The sequence below is a fragment of the Embleya sp. NPDC050154 genome (genome assembly GCF_044460165.1).
Classification (GTDB): Bacteria; Actinomycetota; Actinomycetes; order Streptomycetales; family Streptomycetaceae; genus Embleya.
Genome location: NZ_JBITJP010000011.1, coordinates 145,066 through 171,338, shown reverse-complemented (window position 1 = coordinate 171,338; position 26,273 = coordinate 145,066). Strand labels below are relative to the sequence as shown.

The window sequence follows — 26,273 nt, the reverse complement described above, 5'->3', positions numbered from 1 at the left end:
TCAACGGAAGGCCGCACCATGTCCGCCACCGACGACCGTGACGCCCTGGGACCCGACCGGGGCACCATCATGTCCGCCGAGATGGCGGAGCAGCCTGCCGTCCTGCGCCGGATCCTGACCGAGGGCGCGCCGGCGATCCGGGCCATCGCGGCCGAGATCGCCGCGCGAAACCCGCGCTTCGTGCTGCTGACGGCGCGCGGCACCAGCGACAACGCCGCGCTGTACGCGAAGTACCTGATCGAGGTGCTGCTGGGCAAGCCCGCAGGACTGACCTCGATGTCCACGACCACCGCGTACGGCGCGAAGCCGGACCTGTCCGACTGCCTGGTGATCACGGTTTCCCAGTCGGGCGGTTCGCCCGACCTGGTGGCCTCCACCGAGGCGGCCCGCAAGGCCGGCGCGATCACCCTCGCGGTGACCAACAACCCGGAATCGGCGCTGGCCGCCGTCTCCGAGTTCCACATCGACGTGCTGGCCGGCCCGGAGAAGGCGCTGCCGGCGACCAAGACGTACACGGCGGAACTGCTCGCGCTGTACCTGTTCGTCGAGGGGCTGCGCGCCGGCGACACCTCGCCTGCCGACCTGCTGCCCGCGCTGGCCCAGGACGTCCTGGACCGCCGGGACGAGGTGGCCGAACTCGCCCAGCGGTACCGCTTCGCGCAGCGCCTGGTGATCACCTCGCGCGGCTACGGCTACCCGACGGCGCGCGAGGCCGCGCTCAAGATCATGGAGACCAGCTACATCCCGGCCCAGCCGTTCTCCGGCGCCGACCTGCTGCACGGTCCGCTGGCCATGGTCGACAACGTCAGCCCGGTGATCGCGGTGGTCCCCGACGGCAAGGGCGGTGACGCCCTCCAGCCCGTCCTGGAACGCCTCCGCGGCCGCGGCGCGGACCTGATGGTGATTGGTACCGCCGACCAGGTCGCCCGCGCCTCGGCGGGCTTCGCCCTCCCCGAAGGCGTCGCCGAGGAGGTCCAGCCCATCCTGGAGATCATTCCGCTGCAACTCCTGGCCTACGAGGTCACCATGGCCCGCGGCCTCGACCCGGACGCGCCTCGCGCACTCGCGAAGGTCACGGAGACCCACTGACCTCGTGGCCGTGTGGCCCTGATGGGTCCATGCGGCTCGCGTCCGCTTGGCCGCGCTCGCGAGGCACTCGGTTCTGCTGCTGTGCCCACCCGTCCACCCGTTGCGTGTCCGTTCGAGGCTGCGGTTCCTTGGGGGTGGGCCCGGTCCGGCCCGGTGACCATGTCCTGATGGTTCCGGGGCCGGGCGCACGGTGCTGCGGTTGCGCCTCGGGTTGCTTTGGGTTGTGTACCCACCCGCTCCACCCGTTGCGTTTGCTGCAGAGGTTGGGGTTTCACGGGCAGCGACGTGACCTGCTCCGGCCCCGCGGCCTCCGGCGTGCCCGGCCGCGGGCGGGTGGGATTGGGGGTTCCGGAGTGGTTGCTCGCACCCGATGCGAGAAGCACGAGGTCGGGCGCAGGGCTTGGAGCGCCGAGGCGACTTGGCCCGTCCCTGTGACCCCGGGGTGGCTGCCTGGGTCGGGTGGGCTGGCCGCGGCGAGGAATCGGCTTCCCCTGGGCCCCCGAGCTTGGCTGCGGTCCGGCGCGTCAGCGCCCACGACGCGGTTGAGACCTCGTGATCGACGCGCGAAGCGCGGAGAGCGGCGGAGCCGCAGAACTTTGACTTCGTGCCCCGGAGCGAAGCGGAGGGACACGAAGTCACGAGCGAGGGGCCGCCTTTTTTCTCGGAGGAGCGAAGCGGGGGAGAGAAAAAAGGTGGTGCCTCGCGAGCCGGCGACGAAGTCGCCCAACAAGCAGCAACGCCGTGCCTGCGATTCCGGCCGTGCCCGTTGGCCGTGCCCGCGATTCCGGCCGTGCCCGTTGGCCGTGCCTGCGACTCCGGCCGTGCCCGTTCCCCACGCCCGCGACTCCCCCCATCCCCCGCTCCCCGCTCCCCGCTCCCCACTACCCCCTCCCCCTCACGCCCCAGGCCACGACCCCGTGGCCCGCTTCACCCCCAGAGCGCCCGCGCGTTCGACCGCGGTGCGGGTGACGGCGAAGATCGCGCCCTCGATCGCGGCGGTGAGCAGGATTTCGGTCCAACCCCGGTCGCGGTCCCACGCGTCGGCTGCGTCGTCGCGGCCGGTGAGGGTCGTCCAGGTGTGGTCGGCGAGCTTTCCGGCGAGCATGCCCGCGCCGATGCCGGCGAGCAGGCCGATCGGGCGATAGGGCAGTGCCTTGGCAGTCGTGTTCATGTCCTGCGGCTGCCCCGGGAGGGCGGGTCCACGCCGGCCGAGCCGCCGGCGTGGGGTGTGGCGGCGGCGGTCAGATGCCCGCTTCGTAGGCCACCACGCCGCCGACCCACGTCTTGAGCACCGTCCAGTCGTCGCTCCACCAGACCAGGTCGGCGGCGGCGCCCGGGGTGAGCCGGCCCAGGTCGGTGCGGCCGAGGGCGTCGGCGGGCACCCGGGTGGCGGAGGTGAGGACGCGGGCCGGGGGGTTGCCCAGGCCGACCAGGTTGCGCACGGCGACGTCGAGGGTGAGGGCGGAGCCGGCGATGGTGCCGTCCGGGTTGCGCGGAACGTCGCCCTCGACCAGGGTCACGTCGACGTCGCCGAGGCGGTAGCGGCCCGGTGGCATGCCGGCGGCGGCCATCGCGTCGGTGACCAGCGCGGTGCGCTCGCCGGCGACTCGCAGGACCAGTGAGCAGACCGGGCCCACCACGTGGTGCAGGTCGGCGATCAGGCCGGGGGTCAGGCGCGGGTCGCTCAGCGCCGCGCCGACCACGCCCGGTTCGCGGTGGCCCAGGCCGCGCTGCGCGTTGAACAGGTGGGTGACCATGGTCGCGCCCGCGTCCGCGGCGGCGGACATCTCGGCGGCGGTCGCGTCCGTGTGTCCGGCCGAGACTCGGATCCCCGTGGCGACGATGCGTCGAATGGCCTCGAGCGCACCGGGAAGTTCGGGCGCCAGGGTGATCAGTGTCAGCGCGTCCCGGACCACGTCGTCGAGCAGCAGGCGGTCGACCAGTTCGGCGGTGGGCTCGCGCAGGTATTGCGGTGGGTGCGTACCGGCCCGGACCGGGGACAGGAACGGCCCCTCCAGGTGCACGCCCAGGTCGCGGGCGATCGGCTCCTGGGCGAACTTGGCGCGCAGCTCCGCGGCCCGCACGAGGGCCGCGGTGAGCGTGTCCAGGTCGCCGGTGATGAAGGTCGGGCAGAACGCGGTGACCCCGGTCGAGGGGAGCTTCGCGGCGACCTCGCGCCACGCGGTCGCGTCGGCCGCCACGAAGTCGTGTCCGAACGCGCCGTTGAGCTGGAGGTCGATCAGGCCGGGGGTGAGCACGCCGTGTGGCAGTCGCAGGCCGTCGGGCCCGCCCGGGCCCTCGATGACGCCGGTGATCCGGCCCTGCTCCACACCCACCTCGGCCGGGCCGACAAGCGTCCCGTCCACAAGCACGCGAGGTGCCCCAATGCCGGCCACGCGTGCCCTTCCTTCCCTGCGGGACCGCTACGCGGCCGAACGTTCGGCGGCCTCCCGGTGCGGGCCGGGAGGCCGCCGCCCATTTTGGTTCAGACCAATCCTAGTTGTCTAGACCAATGTCGAGGGAAATGCCACGTATACCGGCTGATATCGGGCCATACATCGACGAACCGCAGGGCGCACAAGTGCAGGGCTCACCGGCGCGGGGCCCACAAGTGACGACCCGAGACCCCGACGCGGCGCAAAACCACGGCGCCCGGCCTCGCGGCGCGCTCACGCCGAAGACGCGGCACTCGAACCACGGCGCCCGGCCTCCCGGCGCGCTCACGCCGAAGTAGCCGCCTCCAGCGCCGTCACCGCCCGAGCGATGTCGGCCGCCGTCAGGTCCGCGCGGGCCGCGAGCCTCAGTCGGGAGATGCCGTCCGGCACCGACGGCGGGCGGAAGCAGCCGACCAGGACGCCGGCCTCCGCGCAGCGCGCGGCGGTGTCGAAGGCGAGTTGCGCGTCGCCGATCAGCACCGACGCCACCGCACCCTCGGGTTCGGTCACCCGCAGACCCGCCTGACGGGCGCCCGCCGACAGCGCGCGCGCGTTCGCCCGGACCGCGTCGGCCAGACGCGGCTGCGCACGCAGGATCCGCAACGCCTCCAGAGCCGCCGCCGCGCACGCCGGCGCCAACCCCGTGTCGAAGATGAACGGCCGCGCCGCGTCCACCAGATGCTCGATCACCCGGGCCGGCCCGAGCACCGCGCCGCCCTGCGAGCCCAGCGCCTTGGACAGGGTCGCGGTCAGCACCACGTCGTCGGCCCCCGCCAGCCCCGCCGCGTGCACCGCGCCCCGGCCGCCCGGACCGACCACACCCAGGCCGTGCGCCTCGTCCACGAGCAACACGGCGCCATATCGCCGTGTGACGGCCGCGAGCTCCGCGAGGGGGGCGATGTCCCCGTCGACCGAGAAAACCGCGTCCACGACCACCAGGGCGCGTTCCTCGGCCCGTTCCGCCAGCACCCGGGCCACCGCCTCGACGTCGCGGTGCCCGGTGATCGCCACCCGGGCCCGGGAGAGCCGGCACGCGTCGACGATCGACGCGTGGTTGATCGCGTCGGACACGACCAGGCCGCCCTTGCCGACCAGTGCGGCGATCACCCCGAGGTTGGCCAGGTAGCCGGAGGAGAACACCAGCGCCGCCTCGGCGCCCATGTGCTCGGCCAACGCGGTCTCCAACTCGGCGTGCAGCGTGGTGGACCCGGTCACCAGCCGCGACCCGGTCGAGCCGCCGCCCCAGGTGCGCACCGCGCGGACCGTCGCCTCCAGCACCCGGTCGTCACGGCACAGCCCCAGGTAGTCGTTTCCGGCCAGATCCAACCCGCCCGCCGTCGCCGCGCGCGGTCGCAGCCGGCGGCGCAGCCCCGCCTCGACCCGCTCCTTCTCCCGTACGTCGAGCCAGTCCAGCGGGTGACCGCCGCCGCCGATGGACTGCCGGGACGTGGGCGATTCGGTGGACATCGAGACCTCACAGGTGCGGCGGAGTGGGGCGCCCAGGATCGCAGGCCGGTCGGAAAGTACGCTGCCGGTGTGCCCTCGATGAACGATCTCGTCCGCCGCCACGCCGCGCTGCCCGCCGCCGACCTGGAGTGGCTGCACCTGTTGGTGTCCGAGTGGCAACTGCTCGCCGACCTGTCCTTCGCCGACCTGGTGTTGTGGGTGCCCACCGGGGACGGGCAGTACGTCGCGGTCGCGCAGATGCGGCCGAACACCGGGGCCACCTCGCACCAGGACGACCTGGTCGGCGACTTCGTGCCGCGCGGGCGGCGGCCGATGTTGGACGCGGCGCTGGACGAGGGCCGGATCGTGCGCGAGGGCGATCCGGAGTGGCGCGACGACGTACCGGTGCGGGTCGAGGCGATCCCGGTCTCCCGGGAGGGCCGGGTGATCGGCGTGATCGCGCGCAACACCAACCTGCTCACGGCGCGCACTCCCAGCCGGCTGGAATTGACCTACCTCCAGAGCGCCGCGGACCTCGCGCAGATGATCGCCGCAGGGACGTTTCCGCACGCGGGTGAGCTGCTCGACATGGACGCGTCGCCGCGCGTGGGCGACGGGCTGATCCGCCTCGACGCGGACGGCGTCGTGCAGTACGCCAGCCCGAACGCGCTCTCCGCCTACCACCGGCTCGGCCTGACCACCGACCTGGTCGGTTGCCACCTCGGCCGGATCACCGCCGAACTCGCGCCGCACGAGGGACCGGTGGACGAGGCGATCTCCGCGGTCGCCAGCGGGTGGGCCCCGCGCGAGACCGAGGTGGAGACGCCCGCGGCGGTGGTGCAACTGCGCGCGATCCCGCTCAAGCCGCGTGGCCAGCGGATCGGCGCGATCATGCTCCTGCGCGACGTGACCGAACTGCGCCGGCGCGAGCGCGAGCTGATCACCAAGGACGCGACCATCCGGGAGATCCACCACCGGGTGAAGAACAATCTCCAGACGGTGGCCGCGCTGTTGCGGCTGCAGGCCCGGCGGATGGACGCGCCACAGGCCCGGGCCGCGCTGGAGGAGGCGGTCCGCCGGGTCGGCTCGATCGCGATCGTGCACGAGACGTTGTCCCAGACGCTGGACGAGCGGGTGGACTTCGACGAGATCGCCGACCGGGTGTTGTCCATGGTCACCGAGGTGGCCGCGTCCTCGGTGCGGGTCCGCACCGCCCGGCACGGCAACTTCGGCGAACTGATCGCGGAGACCGCGACGCCGCTGGCGATGGTGCTGACCGAGCTGTTGCAGAACGCCCTGGAGCACGCCTTCGAGGATCCCGGCTTCACCGACCGGTCCGGCACGCTGGAGGTGCACGCCGAACGCCGCGCGGAACGCCTGCTGATCACCGTCACCGACGACGGGATCGGCCTGCCGGCCGACTTCGATCCGCAGGTCTCCGGCAACCTGGGCCTGCAGATCGTGCGCACCCTGGTCGGCAGCGAACTCGCGGGCCGTTTCGACATGGTGCCCAATCCGGCCGGCGGCACGATCGTCACGCTGGACCTACAGATCCGCCAACGCCGCTGAGCCTCCCGGAGCCGAGCCCGCCGACGCCGCCGACGCACCGACGCCGCGGTCACCCACCGACGGGATCGCGCCGCGCCGACGAACACCCGAACCCGGGAAAGCAGTTGCCCCGCCCTGGTCCGATCGGACCCTGGCGGGGCAACTGCGGGCAATGCTTTGGTGTTCCGGTGATTGAGTCTCCGGAGTGTTCAGCCTGTCGTACTGATCAGGCGGAGGCGCGTGCGCGGTTGCGGGCGGCGCGGCGCTTGAGAGCGCGACGCTCGTCCTCGCTCAGACCGCCCCACACACCCGCGTCCTGACCGGACTCGAGAGCCCAGCCCAGGCACTGCTCCATCACGGGGCAACGGCGGCAGACCGCCTTCGCCTCCTCGATCTGAAGCAGAGCGGGACCGGTGTTGCCGATCGGGAAGAACAGCTCCGGGTCTTCGTCACGGCAGGCAGCAACGTGGCGCCAGTCCATGCGGTCCAACTCCTCGTGGGTCAGCGGGGGCTTCCGGCCCCGCTGTGGCTTGTGAATGTGAACGCTTTCACGAACCCCCCGACAAGCAAGGGGCCGACGAAGTCGGTCCCCAGGTTTGGCAGTGGATTCGGGCGGTGAAGATGACCTTTCGGCCACGTCCCTGCCGCCTCGTAGAGCCTTACAAACCTCGGCCGCCGATACAACCCCCTTGGGCCAGGATTTTTTAAATCATCGGTGTCGACTAGGTCACACCACTACATCGAAGGGATGAACCCGGGATTGGCGTTCGAGTGAAAGGCCAAAAGGCCCTTCCACTCACACAATCACACGCAGTGCACGGGGAACCCCCCGGAAGGTCACACTCCGATGTTCTCCCAGATGGTCCCCATCGACCTGAAGGGAAACAGGTTCTTCAGTCCGAAGAGTGAACGCATCGCAGTCGTGCAGGGACACGACGTGACGCCCATGTGGAGCATTACCCGTGGAGCCCAGCATCTGGGCCAGATGGCGCAATGTGGGCAGTGTTGACATCCGGGTGAGCGCGAAGAGGTCCAATCCGGTGTCATATGACGCTTGTGGACACGGATTCAGCGGCCGGTCGCGCAAAAACGTCCACGGCACCGTGTTCTGCACTATCCCCAGGCAGATGCCCTCGATCGGGTCCCGGCCCGGCACCTCCAGCGTCAGCGGCCCGTGCTTGCGGGTGTCCCGCCCGCCGTAGAACCGGCGCAGCGCGGACCGTACGTACAGGCCGGGCGTCGCCCGCCGCCCGTCGGCCCGGCGCTCCTCGACCCGGCCGACCACCTCGGCGTCGAAACCCAGGCCCGCGCAGAACAGGAACCAGCGCTCGTCGGCCAGGCCCAGGCCGATCTCCCGGCTGCGGCCGGCACGCAACGCCTCCAGCAGGAAACCGGTCGCCTCGACCGGATCGTTGGGCATGCCGAGCGAACGCGCGAAGACGTTGGTGCTGCCGCCCGGGACCACCGCGACCGCGGGCAGCGAGGGGGCGGGTCCGGCCACGAGCAGGCCGTTGGCCACCTCGTTGACCGTGCCGTCGCCGCCCAGCGCGATCACCAGGTCCAGACCGTCGTCGGCCGCCTGCCGGGCCAGTTCCGCCGCGTGGCCCCGGTGCTCGGTGCTCACCACGTCGAGCTTGAGGTCGCCGGCGAGCGCGTGCGCCAGGACGTCCCTGGTTCGCTCACTGGTGGTCGTGGCCTTGGGGTTCACGACGAGAAGGGCGCGCATACCCCCAGCGTATCTACCGGTGGGTAGGGCTCCCATGGGCCGGACGGTCGCCCGCCCCGGTTACAGTCGTGTGGTGACCGAGAGCCCTTCCGCCCAGGACCAGTCGGACCCCGCCGGGGCCCTCCCCCTCACTTGGCGCATCTGCACCGCAGTGGTCGGCGTCGAGGCGTTCGCACTCCTCGGGTACTCCCTCTATCTGACCTTCCGGAGCGAGTTCGGCCATCCGACCAACGCGTCCGAGGGCGTCGCGATCGGCATCTACCTGCTGATCCTCGCCGCCGGGATAGTCGCCGCGTTTGTGGGCATGCTGCGCGGCCGACGCTGGAGCCGATCGCCGGCGATCACCGCCAACCTGATCGTGGTCGGCATGGGTTGGTATCTGATCAAGGCCGATCAACTGGTGATCGGCATCCTGACCATGATCGCGGGTGTGATCACCATCGGCGCACTCGCGACACCCGGCATGTACAACGCGCTCGAAGCACGCCACCAGGCCCGCCGAGCCTGAACACCCGCCGCCGGCCCCACGCCCCCCGGCGCGTCAGCGCCCCGACCCACCCCCACCCCAGTGATCGACGCGCGAAGCGCGGAGAGCGGCGGAGCCGCAAATGTGGACGGTGTGGCCCGGAGCGAAGCGGAGGGACACACCGTCCCGAGCGAGGCACCGCTTTTTCTTGGAGGAGCGAAGCGGGGGAAAGAAAAAGCGGCGCCTCGCGAGCCGGCGACGAAGTCGCCCAATAGAGCGACCCCTCGCGAGCCGGCGACGAAGTCGCCCAAACAAGCAAACTACTCCTCGACGAGCAGACGCTCGCGCAGCTGCGCGAGGGTGCGCGCGAGCAGCCGCGAGACGTGCATCTGCGAGATGCCGACCTCCTGCGCGATCTGGGACTGCGTCATGTTGCCGAAGAAGCGCAGCAGCAGGATCTTTTTCTCGCGCGGCGGCAACTGCTCCAGGAGCGGCTTGAGCGACTCGCGGTATTCGACACCTTCGAGCGCGTCGTCCTCGGCGCCCAACGTGTCGGCGACGGCCGGGGAATCGTCGTCGGTGTCCGGTACGTCCAGGGACAGTGTGCTGTAGGCGTTGGCCGACTCGAGGCCCTCGAGCACCTCCTCCTCGGAGATCCCGAGTTGCACGGCGAGCTCGGCGACCGTGGGGGACCGACCGTTGCGCTGGGAGAGCTCGGCGGTGGCCGAGGTCAGCGCGAGCCGCAGCTCCTGGAGCCGGCGCGGCACCCGGACCGCCCAGCCCTTGTCCCGGAAGTGCCGCTTGATCTCGCCGACGATGGTCGGGGTCGCGTACGTGGAGAACTCCACCCCGCGATCCGAATCGAATCGGTCCACCGACTTGATCAGGCCGATGGTGGCCACCTGGATCAGGTCGTCCAACGGCTCGCCGCGATTGCGGAACCGGCGGGCGAGGTGCTCCACCAGCGGTAGATGCATCTCCACCAGCCGATCGCGCACCGCGGCCCGCGCGGGCGGATCCGATTCGAGCACCGCGAGTTGCGCGAACAGCCCGCGCGCGATCTCCCGGTCGTGAGCGTGGCGTTCGGAACCGGCACGCCGCCGGTTCGGCACCGCCGGACCCGTGGGCCCGGCGGATCCGGCAGGTCGAGCCGGTCCGTCCGGCCCCGCCGCCTCGACGCCACCGTCCATCGTCATGCTCGCGTCGCTCACCATGCCCTCACCCTCCCCTCGGCCGCGCCCGGCGGCCTCGTCGGGTGAGGCCGCGCTCGGCTGCGGTTCGTTGGCCGCGCCTTCAACACCACTGCTCACGTCTGCTCCGGCCCGCCACCGCGCTTCTTGTGCAGGCTGATGCTGACCACCTTGTCCTGGTCCACGGTCGCGTCCACCTCGCCGGCGAGTGCCGACAGGACGGTCCAGGCGAACGTGTCGCGCGCGGGTGTTCTGCCGTCGGTGGTCGGCGCGGACACGGTGACGTGCAGCGCGTCGCCCACCAGGTTGAACACGCAGGAGAGGACTCCGCCGGCCACCGCCTGGTCGAGCAGCATCGCGCACGCCTCGTCGACCGCGATGCGCAGATCCTCGATCTCGTCCAGAGTGAAGTCGAGCCGGGCCGCGAGGCCCGCCGTCGCGGTGCGCAGGACGGAGAGATAGGCACCTTCGGCAGGCAGTCGGACCTCGACGAAGTCCCGCTGTCCGGTGCCGGCTTCGTCCGCCGTGTGTGCGGATCGCTGGGACACCCTCACCTCCAAGGTGCTGCTGTGGGTGGCCGCCGCCGCGGGCGGTCACCACCGATGTCGGGGGAACCCCAGCGACGCTACCGCGCCGGCCGAGAACTGTCGTCACCGATGCGGGAACGGGTACGGGAACGACCGAGGCTGCTGTGTACACGACGGTACGTCACGATATGTGATTTGACGAGTACGTAGTGTACCTGAGTTTGGTAATTTCGCACCGCGAGATCACGCCGTCCATGTACATGTGCCACAGTCCGCGACTCGCCAACCCGCCAATGTCAGGTATGTCGGTCGGGCTCGGGCTCGCGGGCCCGGCGTCTGGCCCGATACAGCGCGACGTTCGTGCGCGAGGTACAGCGGTCCGAGCAGTGCCGGCGGGAGCGGTTTGCGGACAGGTCCAGGAACACGTTCCGGCACGGAGGTGCCTGGCACACACCCAGGCGGTCGATGCCGTGCGCGGTGAGCTGTACCGCCAGACCCATGCCGGCTATCGCGGCGAAACCCTCGGCCGCGCCCACCGCGTCGCCCGCCAGGTGCAGGTGCCACGCGCTGGCGTCGTGGCCGGTCAGGCGTGGATGTACGGGGAACTCGGCGAGCAGGCCGTTGAGGGTGGCGACCGCGTCCGCCTCGCGTCCGGCGGCGGCGTCCACGAAGACCGCGCGCAGGCGGGTGCGGACCGAACGCAGCCGGGTCACGTCGGCGTCGGTCACCCGTGGCGGGATCCGCCGAACGGGTGCGATCAGCGCGAGCACGTCCTCGGGGGAGCGCAGCAGATCCTCGCCGCGCGCCGGTTGTTCGGTGTTGACCAGGCGGACCGCGTGCTCGGCGTAGGAGGAGAGATCCAACGACTGCCCTTCGGTCGCGGTCGCCGCCTTCGCTTCGGGCGCGTGCTTTCCGCGCGCTGTCGCGCCCGAGGTTCGCACGGGTCGACGGGGTCGGATGTGGCGGCGGTTACTGTCAGCCTACTGCGCGTGGCACTAGCGTCTTGGCCAGTTGCGAGAAGGGGTCTGACGCGCCATCACAAAAAGGTGGTAATCGGCTCATCGCCCCGGCGCTCCGCCATTCGGGGGGTATGCCAAAATCGGCGTCACGGGTGACCCCCGTAACCTCAGCCGGATCATGTGCGCTGCACGAAGCGCCGATGTCGCTGAGGCATGCAGCCTGCGATCGCGCTCCGAGAGCTGCACTTCTACTGACAATGTCTACAAAGGGGTCACTGTGGCAGCGGAGATCATCCCCACGGACAGCACGGCGACGGACGAACTCGATCCGGTCTTCGCCCTGCACCGGGGCGGGAAAATGGAAGTTCGCTCGACCGTCCCGGTGCGCAATCGGGACGATCTGTCCCTCGCCTATACGCCCGGTGTGGCACGTGTGTGCACGGCCATCGCCGAGAACCCGGAACTCGTCCACGACTACACGTGGGTCTCCAACACGGTCGCCGTGGTCACCGACGGCACCGCGGTGCTCGGCCTGGGCGACATCGGGCCCGCCGCGTCCCTGCCGGTGATGGAGGGCAAGGCGATCCTGTTCAAGGAGTTCGCCGGCATCGACGCCGTGCCGCTCGCGCTCTCCTGCACCGACGTGGACGAGCTGGTGGACACCATCGCCCGGCTCGCGCCGTCCTTCGGCGGCATCAACCTGGAGGACATCAGCGCGCCGCGCTGCTTCGAGGTGGAGCGCCGGCTCCAGGAGCGGCTGGACATCCCGGTCTTCCACGACGACCAGCACGGCACGGCGATCGTCGCGTTGGCCGCGCTGCGCAACGCGGCCACGGTGACCGGGCGCCGGCTCTCCGACCTGCGCGCGGTCATCTCCGGCGCGGGCGCGGCGGGCATCGCGATCGCCAAGATCCTGATCGAGGCGGGCATCGGCGACCTGTGCGTGGTGGACAGCCGGGGCATCGTGCACGAGGGTCGGGACGACCTCACGCAGATCAAGCGGATCATCGCCGAGCTGACCAACAAGGCCAAGCTCAAGGGCGGCATCGAGGAGGCCATGCGCGGCGCCGACGTCTTCCTCGGCGTGTCCGCGGGCAAGGTGCCCGAGGAGGTCGTGGCGACCATGGCGCCGCAGGCGATCATCTTCGCGATGGCCAACCCGAACCCGGAGATCGACCCGGACCTGGCGCACAAGTACGCGGCCGTGGTGGCCACCGGGCGCAGCGACTACCCGAACCAGATCAACAACGTGCTCGCCTTCCCGGGTGTGTTCGCCGGCGCCCTGTCGGTGCGTGCCAAGCGCATCACCGAGGGGATGAAGGTGGCCGCAGCCGAGGCGCTGGCCGCGGTCGTCGCCGACGAGCTCTCGCCCGACAAGGTGATCCCGTCGCCGTTCGACGAGCGGGTGGCACCGGCGGTGACCAAGGCCGTGGCCGAGGCCGCCCGTCAGGACGGCGTCGCGCGTATCTGAGCCGCGGTCCGTGGATCGGTGATCGTCCGACGGCTCCTCGCCGACCGTTCGACGACGCGATCGCATCCACGGCGACCCGTGGACGTGTGCGGTCCGCCCGACCGGGCGGACCGCACACGTCGTCAGTAGGGTGCCTCCCATGTTTGCCGTGAGTGCCGTGAGCATCGATGCCCAGGACCCCCTGTCCGGCCTCCGGCTCGGGGAGCACCCCGAGCCCGGCCACGACGGCGGGCTGCCGCCGGGGTGGACGACCGTGACCGTCAAGGCCGCCTCGCTCAACCACCACGACCTGTGGACCCTCAAGGGCGTGGGCATCACCGAGGACCGACTGCCGATGATCCTGGGCTGCGACGCGGCCGGGATCGACGAGGACGGCAACGAGGTCGTCGTGCACTCGGTGATCGGCGGCCCGGGCACCGACGAGCCCCGCTCCATCCTGACCGAGCGCTACCAGGGCACCTTCGCCGAGAAGGTCGCCGTACCGCGCTGGAACCTGCTGCCCAAGCCCGCCGAACTGTCCTTCGAGCAGGCCTGCTGTCTGCCCACCGCCTGGCTGACCGCGTATCGGATGTTGTTCACCAACTCGGGCGTGCGCCCGGGCGGCACGGTGCTGGTCCAGGGCGCCGGCGGCGGTGTGTCCACGGCCCTCGTGGTGCTCGGCAAGGCGGCCGGTTACCGGATGTGGGTGACCGGCCGGGACGAGGCGAAGAACGCCCGGGCGATCGAACTCGGCGCCGACGCGGCCTTCGCGTCCGGTGCCCGACTGCCCGAGCGGGTCGACGCGGTGATGGAGACCGTCGGCGCGGCGACCTGGTCGCACTCGGTCAAGAGCCTCAAGCCCGGCGGCACGATCGTGATCTCCGGCGCCACCTCGGGCGACCGGCCGGCGGCCGCGGAACTGACCCGGATCTTCTTCCAGGAACTGCGCGTGGTCGGCTCCACGATGGGCGACCGGGACGAGTTGGCGGGCCTGCTCCGGCTGTGCGCGCACGGCGGGGTGCGGCCGGTGATCGACACCGTGCTGCCGCTCACCGAGGCGCACGAGGGGTTCCGACGGTTGGCCCGGGGCGATCTGTTCGGCAAGATCGTCCTCACCCCTTGATCATCACGCCGGTCCGCACGTGCCCGGGTCGTCTCGGAAGGACCGCCGGATGCCGTTGTCCCGTCGCCGCGTACTAGCCCTCGGGGCCGGTACGGGGGTGGCCGCGGTGTCCGCCGGCCTGCTCGCCTCCTGCACGGGCCGGGAACTGCGTTCCGGGGGCACGCTCACGGTCGGCGTGTCCCGCCTGCCGGATGTGCTCAACCCCGTGTACGCGACGGCCGAGCCGGTGCGCTGGATCGCCGACCCCGTGGTCGAGGCGCTCTATACCTACCGGGACGACACCACGATCGGGCCGGTGCTCGCCGGGGCCGATCCGCAGATCGCGCCGGACGGGCTGAGCTGGACCATCCGGCTGCGGCCGGACGTGCGCTTCCACGGCGGGGACCCGTTCACCGCCGAACACGTGGTGGCCTGTCTGCGCCGGGTGGGCGATCCGGCGACGGCGGGCGACTGGGCGCCGTGGCTGGCGGGCCGGTTCGGCGCGATCGAGGCGCCGGACGCGCGGACCGTACGGATCGAGCTGCCGCGGCCGTTCGGCGCGCTGCGCGCCCTGCTGGCCTGCCTGCCGATCCCGCACCAGGCGACGCTGGGCGATCCGCGGGCGCTGGTCGGCACCGGGCCGTTCCGGTTGGCGGGTGCGGACGGGGCGGTGGTGGCGCTGCGGCGCGATCCGGACCACCGCGGCAAGGCGGTGCCGTTGGAGGGCATCGACTTCCGTGCCTCGACCGACGCGGTGGCCGACCTGAAGGAGCGTCGGCTCGCGGTGTACCCGCGTCCGACACCGGACCAGGTGCGGCGGTTGCGGCGCTCGGACGACACGTACGTGCAGACCGCGAGCGGGCCGACCGACCTGGTGGTGCTGCCCAATCTGCGCCGGCCCCCGTTCGACAACGTCGCGGTGCGGCGGGCGCTGGCGTTCGGGATGGATCGCACCCGGGTGTCGCAGGAGGTGTACCGGGGCGACGCGGTGATCGGGCAAGGGCCGTTGGGGCCGGGCAACGAGGGGTGGGACCCGGAGTACACGCCGTACGGCCGCGGGGTGAGTCCGACCGCGTCCCCGAAGCCGAGTCCGAGCGCGACCGCCGGGCCGACCGTGGAGCCGGAGCGGGTCACCGCGATGTTCGGCGAGGCGCCGGTGCCGCCCGGGGTGCGGTTCACGCTGCTCGCGGTGGTCGGGGAGGCGGCGGAACTGCCGGACGTGGCGCGGGTGCTGGCCGAGGGGTGGAACCGGGTCGGGTTCACCGTCACGGTCGAGCGGGTGGATCCGGCGACGTGGGTCGCGCGGCGGCGGGTCGGGGACTTCGATGTCGCGCTGGTCGACCTGCGGGGGTCCGCGTACGCGGTGGGGCGGACGGGGTTCGCGGTGTTGTCGGCGGCGGTGTCGACGAGCCCGGAGAGCACGGGGTATGTGAATCCCGAGTTGGATCGCTTGGTCGAGCGGGCCTGGGGGACGGCGGATACCTCTCGGCGGGCGACACTCACGCGGGTGGCGGGGGAGATCGTGGCGCGCGACGCGGTGGTGTTGCCGCCGGTGTATCCGAAGGTCGCGGTCGGGCGGAGCGGGCGGGTCGAGTCGGTGGACGTGCGGCAAATGGGCTTGGGGCGGGTGGAGTTGGCGACGCTCCATCGGCGTGGCTGAACTCGGTTGGGGGGCTGTGTGGCCTCATGCGCCGGCCGGGCTGGATTGGGTTCGGCTGACCTCATGCGCTCGGTCGGGTTGGGTTGGCCTCAAGCGCCGGCCGGGCTGGGTGGCCTCATGCGCCGGCCGGGCTGGATTGGGTTCGGCTGACCTCGGGCGCCCGGGCCGGGCTGAGTGGCCTCATGCGCCGGCCGGGCTGGGTGGCCTGCGTGATGGCCTGGGGGTGGGGTCAGGGTGGGGGGTCTTCGGTGAAGATTTGGCGGAGGTCGTTTAGCGCGGTGATCACTACCGTGCGGGCTCGGTCGAATTGGTCGGGGGTGATGCCGGCTCGGTGGGCCAGGGGGGTCAGTTCGGTGCGGATGGTGTCGAGGATCGCTTCGAGGTCGAAGGAGTCCGTGTCGCGGGTGGGGCGGTCGGTTTCCTTGGACCAGGCGTCTTCGGCTCGGGCGCGGGCGGTGGTGGGTTCCGGGTCGGTGGCGCCGAAGCGGCGGCGTAGTTCGCGCTCCAGGTCGTGCAGGCCGGGCTTGCCGGCCAGGTCGACCAGGTTGTGCGCCAGGCCCTCGGCGAGATCGGCCATGCGTTGCGAGAAGATCGGCTCCCAGCCCTTGGGCTCGGTGCGTTCCTCGGTCGCGGTGCGGGGCGTCTTGCGGACCTCGCGGGCGGCCCGGCCCAGTTCCTCGCGCAGGTTCTGCGCGGACGTGCGCACCTCGTCCCGGATCTCCCGGGCCCGCTCGTAGACCGACTCCCGGATCTGCGCCTCCAGTTGGGCCAATTCCTCCTGGCGAGCCGCCAACTCGTCCCGGCCGGCGGCGGTGATCCGGTAGACCTTCCGGCCGCCCTCCACGTCGTGCTCGACCAGGCCCTCCTGTTCGAGCTTGGCCAGGCGCGGGTAGACCGTGCCCGCCGAGGGGGCGTACAGGCCCAGGAAGCGGTCGTGCAGCAGCCGGATGACCTCGTAGCCGTGTCGGGGGCTCTCGTCGAGCAGCTTGAGCAGGTACAGCCGCAGGCGGCCGTGCCCGAAGACCGGGGTCATGCGATCACCTTTCCCTCCGGGGCGCGACGCAACAACGTCACAGGGCCCGATACCGAGTTGATCCGGAGCCGTCCCGAGCCCTCGCCGAGCTTGCCGCTGACGTGGCTCGCGCCGAACCTGGCGCTCGTGGTCAGCTCGTCGAACACCGAGTCGACCGAGCCCACCGCGCTGCGCACGTCCACGTGCATGTCGCCCTCGTGCGGCAGTCGTACCGTCAATTCGCCGGAGACGGTGCTCAGCTGCACGTGGCTGCGGCCGACCGCGTCCAGGTCGAGCGTCATCGAGCCGGAGACCGAGTTGGCCCGGACCCGGCCGCCGGTGCCCTCGATCACGGTGAGCGAACCGGCCACGGTCACCACGCCGAGGTCGCCGGCCATCGACTCGGCGTCCACCGACCCGGAGACGGTGTTGGCGTCGACCGTGCCGGTCAGCCCGACCAGGGTCACGTCGCCGCCGATGCTGCGCACGGTGGTGTCGCCGTGCATGCCGGAGACGGTCGCGTGCGCGGAGACCACGCCGATCTCCACCGTGCAGTCCCAGGGCACGGCCAGCGAGACCTCGGCGTGCCGGCGACCGAGCGCGCGCCCGTCCGCCATGAACGCCTTGAAGTCGGCCCGCCGCCGGGCGCTCTGGAACCAGTTCATCAGGTGCTTCCCGGTCAAGTCCGGGTAGGAGACGACCAGTTCGCCGCTCACCTCGTCATGGGTCACCTGGAGCGGCGGCCCCTCGACGGCGTGCACCTCCAGGCGCGGCGGTCCGTCGGTTCCCACGACGTCGACCAGGCCGCCGATCGTGCGTACGCGGAGCACGCGCACGGGGTCGAGTGTGAGGTCCTGTGGTTCCTCGATCATCCATCGGGACATGGACCCTCCCCTTCGGGTCGGAGTGCCGAACGCGATATATCGCGAAGCTCTGTCATTCACGATATATCGCGTCTCCCGCACGTCAAGGGAACCATCGGGTCTGCTTTCCGCGTTTCTCGAAGCCGAGGGACTTCGCTCATCCGCGCGTCGTGCCCGTGGCGCGCGCGTGCGCGCGAGCGGGCGCGCCCGCCTACGGCATCCAGCACGGGGGCACCACGCATGCCATTCACGCTCAGCCACATCGCCGCGGTGCTGCCGCTCCAGGGCGCCACCCGTACCGGAACCACGGCCGGGGACGGGGCGGGCCGACACGGGCCGCTGATCGCCTCCGCGCTGGCCTTCGGGGCGATGGCACCGGACGTGATCCTGTTCGTGTCCCTGGACTTCTTGCCGATGCGCGCCGACCGGCAGGCCACCCACGAACTGTGGCCGGGCGTGCTGGGTCTGAACATCGCGCTCACCGCGTTGCTCGTACTCGTCTTCCACCTGCTCGCGAGACCGCTGCTGGTGCTGTGCCCGGATCGGGTCCGGGCGGCCCTGGAGGAGCCGCTCAGACCGCGCCTGCCGGGCCGGCTGTACGCCGCCGCGCGGGCCGGGCGGCCGTTCCTGCGGGAAACCCTCGCGGTCGGCGTGTGGTTGGTGGTCTCCGCGATCCTGGGCGGCCTCTCGCACATCGCGTGGGACGCCTGGACGCACCACGACGACCCGGGCGTGGCGCACGTACTGCCCGAGCTGCGCCGGGAATTCTTCGGCCTGCGGCCGGGCTACGTGCTGCTCCAGCACGTCAGCACGGTGGTCGGGCTGACCACGTGCGCGGTGTGGACGTGGCGCTGGGTGGGCCGGCTGCCGGCACGGCCGATCACGGGCCTGCGGATGCCCGTGGCCGGGCGCTGGGCGGTGCTCGGCGCGCTGGTGCTGGTCGGCGCGCTCGGCGCGGCCAAGGCGCTGCTGCCGTTCCCCGACGGGCGGGTGCCCGCCTTCGAGGTGCTCGGCTTCGGCGCCGCGACCGGCTTCGGCCGCGGCCTGGCGGTGGGGCTGGTGCTGTACGGCGCCGGCTGGGCCCTGTGGCACACCCGTACGCTCCGGCGCGCCGGCGACGCCTGACCGGGACCCGGCGGACCGCGGACCGGCCCGCCGACGCGCGGGCCGGGTTCGGCCCGCGCCGGGGTTCGGCTACTCGTCGTCCTCGTCGTCGTCCAACCGGGCGAGCCAGGTCGCGAGCCGCTCGACGGGGGTCTCGAACTCGGGGTTCAGGTCCACGAACGTGCGCAACTGCTCGGCGAGCCACGCGAGGGACACCTCCTCCTCGCCGCGTCGCTTCTCCAGCTCCTCGATGCCACGGTCCGTGAAGTACATGTTCTCCGACTCCGGTGTGTGTGTCCCGTGTGTGTCCGGTGGGTGTTCGGGTGCGCGGCACCCGGGGCACGCGACTCCGCCCCGGCGCGCATCGTACGCGGCCGGGGCGGAGTCGGTGGATCAGCGAAAGCCGAGGATCAGCTCATCGCTTCCTCGACCAGACCCTGCTGCTCGGCCTCGTGCCGCTTGGCCGAACCGACCGCGGGCGACGAGGACGACGGACGCGCGATCCGACGCGGAGCCGGCAGGCCGTACTCGACCAGGTTGAGCGCGATGAACGGCCACGCGCCCTGGTTGGTCGGCTCCTCCTGGGCCCAGACCAGCTCCAGGTCCTTGCCGTAGCGGTCCAGACCGTACCGCTCCAGCTCGGCCTTGAGCTCGGCCACCGGCAGCGGGTAGAGCCGCTCCACCCGCACCAGCGCGACGTCGTCGCGACCGGCCTTGGCCCGGCCGGCGGCCAGGTCGTAGTGGAACTTGCCGGAGGACATGACCACGCGCTTGACCTTGCTCGGGTCCACCGTGGTGTCGCCGATCACCGGCTGGAACTGCCCGCCGGTGAACTCCTCGATCTTCGACGCGGCGGCCTTCAGCCGCAGCATCGACTTCGGGGTGAACACCACGAGCGGCTTGTGGTGCGGGTTGAGCGCCTGCCAGCGCAACAGGTGGAAGTAGTTGCTCGGCAGGGTCGGCGCGGCCACCGTCATGTTGTTCTGCGCGCACATCTGCAGGTAGCGCTCGATGCGCGCGGACGAGTGGTCCGGGCCCTGGCCCTCGTAGCCGTGCGGAAGCAGCAGGACCACACCGGAGTGCTGGTGCCACTTCTGCTCGGCGGAGGAGATGAACTCGTCCATGATCGACTGTGCGCCGTTGGCGAAGTCGCCGAACTGCGCCTCCCACAACACCAGCGACTGCGGCCGGGCCAGCGAGTAGCCGTACTCGAAGCCCATCGCGGCGAACTCGCTGAGCAGCGAGTCGTACACGGTGAACTTGGCCTGGTCGTCGGACAGGTGCGCGAGCGGCGTGTACTCGGCGCCGGACGCGCGGTCCACCAGGACCGAGTGCCGCTGGCCGAAGGTGCCGCGGCGGCTGTCCTGACCGGCCAGGCGCACCGGGCGCCCCTCCATCAGGAGCGAGCCGAACGCGAGCGTCTCGCCCATCGCCCAGTCGATCGTGCCGTCCTCGACCATCGCCGCGCGGCGCTGCAACTGCGGCTGCAGACGCGGGTGCACGGCGAAGTCCTCGGGCAGCGAGACCTGCGACTCGACGATCCGCTTGACCGTCTCGTGCGGGATCCCGGTCGGGTCGATCCGCGGGAAGGCGATGTCCGCCGCGGGCGCGGCCGGGGTCGCCTGCGGAGCCTGCGGCGCGGTGGCCTGCCGGACCTCGGAGAAGACCTTCTCCAGCTGGTCCTGGTAGTCCTTGAGCGCCTGCTCCGCCTCCTCGACGGTGATGTCGCCACGACCGATGAGGGCCTCGGTGTAGAGCTTGCGCACCGAGCGCTTCTTGTCGATCAGGTCGTACATCAGCGGCTGCGTGAAGGACGGGTTGTCGGCCTCGTTGTGACCCCGGCGCCGGTAGCAGATGAGGTCGATCACGACGTCCTTGTGGAACGTCTGCCGGTACTCGAACGCGAGTTGCGCGATCCGCACGCACTGCTCGGGGTCGTCGCCGTTGACGTGGAAGATCGGCGCCTCGATCATCCGCGCGACGTCGGTCGCGTAGATGGACGAGCGCGACGAGGCCGGGGAGGCGGTGAAGCCGACCTGGTTGTTGATCACCACGTGGATCGTGCCGCCGGTGCGGTATCCGCGCAGCTGCGACATGTTCAGCGTCTCGGCGACCACGCCCTGGCCCGCGAACGCGGCGTCGCCGTGCAGCAACAGGGGGAGCACCGGGAAGTCGGCGCCCTCCATGTCGATGATGTCCTGCTTGGCGCGCACGACGCCTTCCAGGACCGGGTCGACCGCCTCCAGGTGCGAGGGGTTCGCCACCAGGGAGACCTTGACCTGCGCGCCGTCCTCGGAGGAGAACGTGCCCTCGGCGCCGAGGTGGTACTTCACGTCGCCCGAGCCGTGCATCGACTTGGGGTCGATGTTGCCCTCGAACTCGCGGAAGACCTGCGCGTAGGACTTGCCGACGATGTTGGTCAGCACGTTCAGTCGACCGCGGTGCGCCATGCCGATCGCGACCTCGTCGAGACCGTCCTCGGCCGCGGCCGAGATGATCGCGTCGAGCAGCGGGATGGTGGTCTCGCCGCCTTCCAGCGAGAAGCGCTTCTGGCCGACGTACTTGGTGGCCAGGAAGGTCTCGAACGCCTCGGCCGCGTTCAGCCGGCGCAGGATGCGGAGCTGGTCCTCGCGGTCCGGCTTGGCGTGCGGAACCTCGACCCGCTCCTGGATCCAGCGGCGCTGGTCCGGGTCCTGGATGTGCATGTACTCGATGCCGACGGTGCGGCAGTAGGTGTCCCGCAGCACGCCGAGCACGTCGCGCAGGGTCATCAGCGCCTGGCCGGCGAAGCCGCCGACCGCGAACTCGCGCTCGAGGTCCCACAGCGTCAGCCCGTGCTCGACCACGTCGAGGTCCGGGTGCCGGCGCTGCTTGTACTCGAGCGGGTCGGTGTCGGCCATCAGGTGACCGCGAACCCGGTACGAGTGGATGAGCTCCTGCACACGTGCCGTCTTGTTGACGTCGTCCTCGTGCGTCGCGGAGATGTCCTGCACCCAGCGCACGGGTTCGTACGGGATGCGCAGCGAACGGAAGATCTCCTCGAAGAAGCAGTCTTCACCGAGCAGCAACTGGTTCATCCGGCGCAGGAACTCGCCCGACTGGGCGCCCTGGATGATGCGGTGGTCATACGTGCTGGTCAGCGTGAGTGTCTTGCTGACCGCGAGGCGGGACAGGGTGTCCGCGGACGCACCCGCGAACTCCGCCGGGTAGTCCATCGCACCCACGCCGACGATCGTGCCCTGACCGGGCATCAACCGCGGCACCGAGTGCACGGTGCCGATGCCGCCCGGGTTGGTCAGCGAGATCGTCACCCCGGCGAAGTCGTCCACCGTGAGCTTGTTCGAGCGGGCTCGCCGGACGATGTCCTCGTACGCCTGCCAGAAGGCGAAGAAGTCCATCTCGTCGGCCTTCTTGATGGCCGCCACCACGAGCTGGCGGTCACCGTTGGCCTTCGTCAGGTCGATCGCCAGGCCGAGGTTGACGTTCGCCGGCTTGACCAGGAACGGCTTGCCCTCGCGCTCCTCGTAGGAGTGGTTCATCGACGGCATCGACTTGGCCGCCTGGACGAGCGCGTAGCCGATGAGGTGGGTGAACGAGACCTTGCCACCGCGGGCGCGCTTGAGGTGGTTGTTGATCACGATCCGGTTGTCGATCAGCAGCTTGGCCGGCACGGCCCGCACGCTGGTCGCGGTGGGGATGGCGAGCGACGAGTCCATGTTGATCGCGACACGTGCCGCCGGGCCCTTGAGCTGGACGGCGTCCGGCTGCGCGGCGGGCTGCTTCTTCGCGGGCGCGGCGGCCGCCTTGGGGGCGGGTGCCTGCGCGGGCGTCGGTGCGGCGACCTTGGCGGGCGCGGCCTGGACCGGAGCCGGATCGGCGGCCGGGACGGGAGTGGGCGAAGGCGCCGCGTCCTGTACACCGCTCGTCATTATCGGGTGGCTCGGGGCCGGGGCCGGAGTCGTCGTCGCCGTCGCGGTCGACGACACAGCCGCCGTCACGGGGGGTTGCGCCGGGCTCGGCGCGGGGATGTTTCCAGAGTTGTTCGTGGTACCGCTCACTGGTGTGGGGCCGCTCGGGCTTGCCACGGTGGCTTGGCCGGCGGGCGTCGACGGCGTCGACGGCTCGCTGGGCTTGTAGTCGGCGAAGAAGTCCCACCAAGCACGATCCACCGAGTTGGGATCTTGCAAATATTGCTGGTAAATCTCGTCGACGAGCCACTCGTTGGGGCCGAAGCTGGCCATCGGGTTGCTAGGGGACTGTGACGACACGGCGGCAACCGCCCTCTTCCGCTTCCTGGGGTGGTGGACAGCGGGAAACAAGGCTACGCCCTTTGACCGGTGTCGCGCAGGCCCCTCGGCCTCCGCGTCGCGTAGATCACAAACGGTTGACCGTTTAGTCGCGTTTGTTGCTTCCCGCCGTATTGGTGGTCACGGAACGTCATGTCGGGATCGTCCCGTGCAGTAAGTGTCCGATCACCCGATTACTTCGGGTCACCGGGCAGGAGCACTCGGATACGGCACCCATGGCTCGACTCGGCTACGGAAATATCACCCCCATGCAGGTCCACGGCCCAGCGGGCGATCGCGAGGCCCAGTCCGGTGCCCCCGTCGGTGGACGAGCTCTCGCCGCCGCGGGTGAACCGTTCGAAGACCCGACCGCGCTCGCCGTACGGGATCCCGGGTCCCTCGTCCTGGACTTCCAGGCACAGGCTTCCGGGGCCCTCGTCGCGTCGTGCGTGCAGACTCACGGTGCCACCGACGGGGCTGTGCCGGCAGGCATTCGCCACCAAATTGGTAACAACCTGATGCAGCCGCTCGGGGTCGGCGATCGCGATGAGATCGGTCGGTCGTACGTCGACCCGGAAGCGAACGTCGCTGCCCAGGGCCCCGGTCTCCTCGGTCAGCGCGGCCAGGAACGGCCCCACCGCGAACTCGCGCGCCTGGAGCGGCACGGCCCCCGAATCCAGCCGGGAAAGGTCGAGGAGTTGTGACACGAGTCGGCCCAGGCGCGCGGTCTGGGTGAGCGCGAGGCCCAGCGTGTCGGGATCGGGTTTCTGCACGCCGTCCACGAGATTCTCCAACACCGCGTGGAGCGCGGAGATGGGCGTGCGCAATTCGTGCGAGACGTTGGCGACCAGTTCGCGCCGGTGCCGGTCCACCGCCTCCAGGTCGGCGGCCATGCGATTGAACGCGCCGGCGAGGGTGCCCACCTCGTCGCGCGAAGTGGCGCGCACCCGGCGGGAGTAGTCGCCGCGCGCCATCGCCTGCGCGGCGGCGGTCATCTCGCGCAGCGGCGAGGTCATCCCGTGGGCGAGCACCAGGGTCACCGCCAGGCACGCCAGCGAGGTGAACACGAGCATGTACCGGAACCGCACCTCGGCCCGCAGCCCCAGGATGATCAGCAGCGTCGAGACGAACACGGACGCGATCACGAGCACGCCGAGCTTTGCCTTGATCGAGCGCAGTCGATCCAGCGGCCGCAGGTTGCCGCGGCGCAGGCGCGGGCGCCGGGGCCGTGGGCGGGGCCGGGTGGGACGCGAATCGGCGGGGTTCAGGACGGTGCCTCCAGCGCGTAGCCCACGCCGTGCACGGTCCGGATCCACTCGGCGCCGAGCTTGCGGCGCAGCGCCTTGACGTGGCTGTCCACGGTCCGGGTGCCGGACGCGTCCACCCAGTCCCACACCTCGGCGAGCAACTGCTCGCGGGAGAGCACGGCGCGCGGGCGCGAGGCGAGGCAGACCAGCAGGTCGAACTCGGTCGGGGTCAGGTGCACCTCGTCCACGCCGAGCCGGACCCGGCGCTGGGTGCGGTCGATCCGCAACCGGCCCAGGTTCAACGCGGCCTCGGGGGAGACCGCGCGGGCCGCCGCCTCGGCGCGCTCCATCCGGCGCAGCAGTACGTGCACCCGGGCGACCAACTCGCGCATCGAGAACGGCTTGGTCATGTAGTCGTCGGCGCCCACCGCCAGGCCGACCAGCAGATCGGTCTCGTCGTCGCGCGCGGTCAGCATGATCACCGGCAGGCCCGGGTGCAGCGCCTGGAGCCGACGGCACACCTCCAGGCCGTCCAGTCCGGGCAGCATCACGTCGAGCACGACCAGGTCGGGCCGGGTGGTCGTGGCCGTGGTCAGCGCGGAGGGGCCGTCGGGTGCGGTGATCGCGCCGAAGCCCTCCGCCCGCAGCCGGGCGGCCACCGCGTCGGCGATCATGGGCTCGTCCTCGACCACGAGTACGAGCCGCTTTTCCCCCGTCGGGTCGGTCATACCCGCAGCCTACGTACCGTCGGCGGGCCGTGCGCACGACTTGGTGAGGCTCCCTCGAACCGGGGAGGCCGCTACGACGTCCAGAGGAGAGAGGCAGGACCGGAGTACCCCGCGGGAGCCGGCCCCGATTGGTACTTCAGGGGGAGGATCGGTCTAACCTGATCCGTCTACCCTGGCTCAAGCGTTGCCGCCGAACACCGCACCCGTGATCCGGGGCGGCGGTGCGGGCAGTGGTCCACGACCCGGGTGGCGACGGCGCGGATCGAACGCGGCCGACCGACGACGGTAGACCGAGACAACCGACAGCATGGGGGATCTGGTGCGGCGCAACGTCACGGAGGGCCCCTCCCACGAGGTCGATCGGCGCGAACAGGCGCCGCCGACCACGCAGGCGGCTTCGGTGACGGGGGTCGGCACGTCGGACCGGGCGGCGACCGACCCGGCCGCGCAGGCCGCGGCGGCCAAGGCCCGCCGGATGCGCACGCTCAAGGACGCGGCGCGCGAACTGTTCCTGGTCGCGCTGCTGTTCGGCGTCTACAAGCTCGGGCGCGGCCTGGCCTCGGGTGAGACCGGCACCGCGTTCTCCAACGCCAAGCAGTTGCTGACCATGCAGAAGGACCTGCGCCTGCCGGACGAGGCGGCGATCCAGGACTGGTTCATGCAGTCGCACGCCGCGGTGACGTTCTGCAACAAGTACTACGCCTACGTGCACTTCCCGGCGACGGTCGCGTTCCTGCTGTGGTTGTGGATCCGCCATCGCGAGCACTACAAGTGGGTCCGCAACATACTGGCGATGATGACCGGCGCCGCGTTGATCATCCACATCCTGGTCCCGCTCGCGCCGCCGCGGAAGATGCCCGGCTTCACCGACACCGGCATGGACGCGGGCGACTCGCCGTACTCCGGCGCGGGCGCCAAGATCGCAAACCAGTTCGCCGCGATGCCGTCGTTGCACGTGGGTTGGGCCGTGGTGGTCGCGCTCGGGGTCGCGGCGGTGTGGCACACGGCCGGCTCCGGACGCAAGGTGGCGAGTTGGGCGGTCTGGCTGCACCCCGCGATAACGCTGCTGGTGGTCGTGGTGACCGCGAACCACTACTGGATGGACGCGGTGGTGGCGGTGTTGTTGATGATCTTCGCACTGGCGGTACTGCCCGGGCCGGATCGGGCCACGCAGCGCGGGTTGATCCGGCCGATCCCGGCGCCGCGGATAGCGCGCTAGGGGCAGTCCCCCGGATCCCGGCGCCGCGGATAGCGCGCTAGGGGCAGTCCCCCGGATCCCGGCGCCGCGGATGGCGGGCCGGGGGCAGTTTCCGGACCTCGGCGCCGCGGACGGCCGGCTGGGGGCGGTTCCCGGACAGGTCCCGGCCGCGAGGGCGCGGGCGGGCGCCGCCGGTCGTGGTCGAACCCCTGGGTCGCCGGTTGCGGCCGATCGAAT

General features: G+C 71.2%; 22 protein-coding genes. 8 read left to right on the top strand and 14 right to left on the bottom strand.

Going from position 1 to position 26,273, the window contains the following annotated elements:
• Positions 1–18: 18 nt before the first annotated feature.
• Positions 19–1,089: an SIS domain-containing protein gene (locus ACIBSV_RS23890; protein ID WP_395866200.1), complete on the top strand. Its 1,071-nt coding sequence runs from the start codon at positions 19–21 to the stop codon at positions 1,087–1,089.
• Between the two features lie 895 nt (positions 1,090–1,984).
• On the opposite strand, the gene ACIBSV_RS23885 is transcribed toward ACIBSV_RS23890, so the two are convergent.
• From ACIBSV_RS23885 to ACIBSV_RS23875, 3 genes are all read right to left on the bottom strand, one after another.
• The gene (locus ACIBSV_RS23885; RefSeq protein WP_395866198.1) at positions 1,985–2,260 is read right to left on the bottom strand and encodes a DUF4235 domain-containing protein; all 276 of its coding nucleotides are present in this window, start codon (positions 2,258–2,260) and stop codon (positions 1,985–1,987) included.
• Positions 2,261–2,330: 70 nt separating this feature from the next.
• Positions 2,331–3,485: an N-acetylglucosamine-6-phosphate deacetylase gene (gene nagA, locus ACIBSV_RS23880; RefSeq protein ID WP_395866196.1), complete on the bottom strand. Its 1,155-nt coding sequence runs from the start codon at positions 3,483–3,485 to the stop codon at positions 2,331–2,333.
• A 324-nt stretch (positions 3,486–3,809) separates the two neighbouring features.
• The gene (locus tag ACIBSV_RS23875; RefSeq protein WP_395866194.1) at positions 3,810–4,991 is read right to left on the bottom strand and encodes an 8-amino-7-oxononanoate synthase; all 1,182 of its coding nucleotides are present in this window, start codon (positions 4,989–4,991) and stop codon (positions 3,810–3,812) included.
• A 78-nt stretch (positions 4,992–5,069) separates the two neighbouring features.
• On the opposite strand from ACIBSV_RS23875, the gene ACIBSV_RS23870 reads away from it, so the two are divergent.
• Positions 5,070–6,539, top strand: a complete 1,470-nt coding sequence (locus ACIBSV_RS23870) for a sensor histidine kinase (RefSeq protein ID WP_395866516.1) — start codon at positions 5,070–5,072, stop codon at positions 6,537–6,539.
• Between the two features lie 205 nt (positions 6,540–6,744).
• On the opposite strand, the gene ACIBSV_RS23865 is transcribed toward ACIBSV_RS23870, so the two are convergent.
• On the bottom strand, positions 6,745–6,999 hold the full coding sequence (locus ACIBSV_RS23865; RefSeq protein WP_020557388.1) for a WhiB family transcriptional regulator: 255 nt from the start codon (positions 6,997–6,999) through the stop codon (positions 6,745–6,747).
• A 315-nt stretch (positions 7,000–7,314) separates the two neighbouring features.
• On the bottom strand, positions 7,315–8,244 hold the full coding sequence (locus ACIBSV_RS23860; RefSeq protein WP_395866192.1) for a diacylglycerol/lipid kinase family protein: 930 nt from the start codon (positions 8,242–8,244) through the stop codon (positions 7,315–7,317).
• 73 nt (positions 8,245–8,317) lie between these two features.
• Here ACIBSV_RS23860 and ACIBSV_RS23855 point away from each other — a divergent pair, with 73 nt between their 5' ends.
• Complete coding sequence (locus ACIBSV_RS23855; RefSeq protein ID WP_395866190.1) at positions 8,318–8,752, top strand: hypothetical protein; 435 nt, start codon at positions 8,318–8,320, stop codon at positions 8,750–8,752.
• A 278-nt stretch (positions 8,753–9,030) separates the two neighbouring features.
• Here ACIBSV_RS23855 and ACIBSV_RS23850 read toward each other — a convergent pair whose 3' ends face one another.
• From ACIBSV_RS23850 to ACIBSV_RS23840, 3 genes are all read right to left on the bottom strand, one after another.
• Entirely contained in the window at positions 9,031–9,924 is an 894-nt protein-coding gene (locus tag ACIBSV_RS23850) for an RNA polymerase sigma factor SigF (protein ID WP_395866514.1), read from the bottom strand.
• A gap of 92 nt (positions 9,925–10,016) precedes the next feature.
• Positions 10,017–10,460, bottom strand: coding sequence for an anti-sigma regulatory factor (locus ACIBSV_RS23845; protein WP_395866188.1), 444 nt, complete (start codon positions 10,458–10,460; stop codon positions 10,017–10,019).
• Positions 10,461–10,723: 263 nt separating this feature from the next.
• Positions 10,724–11,290 (bottom strand): CGNR zinc finger domain-containing protein, encoded by a 567-nt coding sequence (locus tag ACIBSV_RS23840; protein ID WP_395866186.1) that lies wholly within the window; start codon positions 11,288–11,290, stop codon positions 10,724–10,726.
• A gap of 373 nt (positions 11,291–11,663) precedes the next feature.
• Between ACIBSV_RS23840 and ACIBSV_RS23835 the strand changes: the two genes are divergently transcribed.
• The 3 genes from ACIBSV_RS23835 (at position 11,664) to ACIBSV_RS23825 (ending at position 15,598) form a co-directional block, all read left to right on the top strand.
• Positions 11,664–12,857, top strand: a complete 1,194-nt coding sequence (locus ACIBSV_RS23835) for an NADP-dependent malic enzyme (RefSeq protein WP_395866184.1) — start codon at positions 11,664–11,666, stop codon at positions 12,855–12,857.
• Between the two features lie 139 nt (positions 12,858–12,996).
• Entirely contained in the window at positions 12,997–13,959 is a 963-nt protein-coding gene (locus ACIBSV_RS23830) for a zinc-binding dehydrogenase (RefSeq protein ID WP_395866182.1), read from the top strand.
• A 49-nt stretch (positions 13,960–14,008) separates the two neighbouring features.
• The gene (locus tag ACIBSV_RS23825; RefSeq protein ID WP_395866180.1) at positions 14,009–15,598 is read left to right on the top strand and encodes an ABC transporter substrate-binding protein; all 1,590 of its coding nucleotides are present in this window, start codon (positions 14,009–14,011) and stop codon (positions 15,596–15,598) included.
• A 229-nt stretch (positions 15,599–15,827) separates the two neighbouring features.
• Here the strand turns inward: ACIBSV_RS23825 and ACIBSV_RS23820 are convergent, their stop codons facing one another.
• Both ACIBSV_RS23820 and ACIBSV_RS23815 read right to left on the bottom strand, forming a co-directional pair.
• Positions 15,828–16,631 carry a helix-turn-helix transcriptional regulator gene (locus ACIBSV_RS23820; protein WP_395866178.1) on the bottom strand — a complete coding sequence of 268 codons (804 nt, stop codon included), beginning with the start codon at positions 16,629–16,631 and terminating at the stop codon, positions 15,828–15,830.
• Positions 16,628–17,494, bottom strand: coding sequence for a DUF4097 family beta strand repeat-containing protein (locus ACIBSV_RS23815; protein ID WP_395866176.1), 867 nt, complete (start codon positions 17,492–17,494; stop codon positions 16,628–16,630). The genes ACIBSV_RS23820 and ACIBSV_RS23815 overlap by 4 nt, the downstream gene beginning before the upstream one ends.
• A gap of 219 nt (positions 17,495–17,713) precedes the next feature.
• Between ACIBSV_RS23815 and ACIBSV_RS23810 the strand changes: the two genes are divergently transcribed.
• Positions 17,714–18,598 carry a DUF4184 family protein gene (locus ACIBSV_RS23810; RefSeq protein ID WP_395866174.1) on the top strand — a complete coding sequence of 295 codons (885 nt, stop codon included), beginning with the start codon at positions 17,714–17,716 and terminating at the stop codon, positions 18,596–18,598.
• 69 nt (positions 18,599–18,667) lie between these two features.
• On the opposite strand, the gene ACIBSV_RS23805 is transcribed toward ACIBSV_RS23810, so the two are convergent.
• The 4 genes from ACIBSV_RS23805 to ACIBSV_RS23790 form a co-directional block, all read right to left on the bottom strand.
• A complete protein-coding gene (locus ACIBSV_RS23805; RefSeq protein WP_020557400.1) occupies positions 18,668–18,850 on the bottom strand; it encodes a DUF6104 family protein in 183 nt (60 codons plus the stop codon).
• Positions 18,851–18,987: 137 nt separating this feature from the next.
• On the bottom strand, positions 18,988–22,845 hold the full coding sequence (locus tag ACIBSV_RS23800; protein ID WP_395866172.1) for a multifunctional oxoglutarate decarboxylase/oxoglutarate dehydrogenase thiamine pyrophosphate-binding subunit/dihydrolipoyllysine-residue succinyltransferase subunit: 3,858 nt from the start codon (positions 22,843–22,845) through the stop codon (positions 18,988–18,990).
• Positions 22,846–23,057: 212 nt separating this feature from the next.
• Positions 23,058–24,131, bottom strand: a complete 1,074-nt coding sequence (locus ACIBSV_RS23795; RefSeq protein ID WP_395866512.1) for an ATP-binding protein — start codon at positions 24,129–24,131, stop codon at positions 23,058–23,060.
• Positions 24,128–24,838, bottom strand: a complete 711-nt coding sequence (locus ACIBSV_RS23790) for a response regulator transcription factor (protein WP_395866170.1) — start codon at positions 24,836–24,838, stop codon at positions 24,128–24,130. The genes ACIBSV_RS23795 and ACIBSV_RS23790 overlap by 4 nt, the downstream gene beginning before the upstream one ends.
• A 307-nt stretch (positions 24,839–25,145) precedes the next feature.
• Between ACIBSV_RS23790 and ACIBSV_RS23785 the strand changes: the two genes are divergently transcribed.
• Entirely contained in the window at positions 25,146–26,057 is a 912-nt protein-coding gene (locus ACIBSV_RS23785) for a phosphatase PAP2 family protein (protein ID WP_395866168.1), read from the top strand.
• Positions 26,058–26,273: the final 216 nt, after the last annotated feature.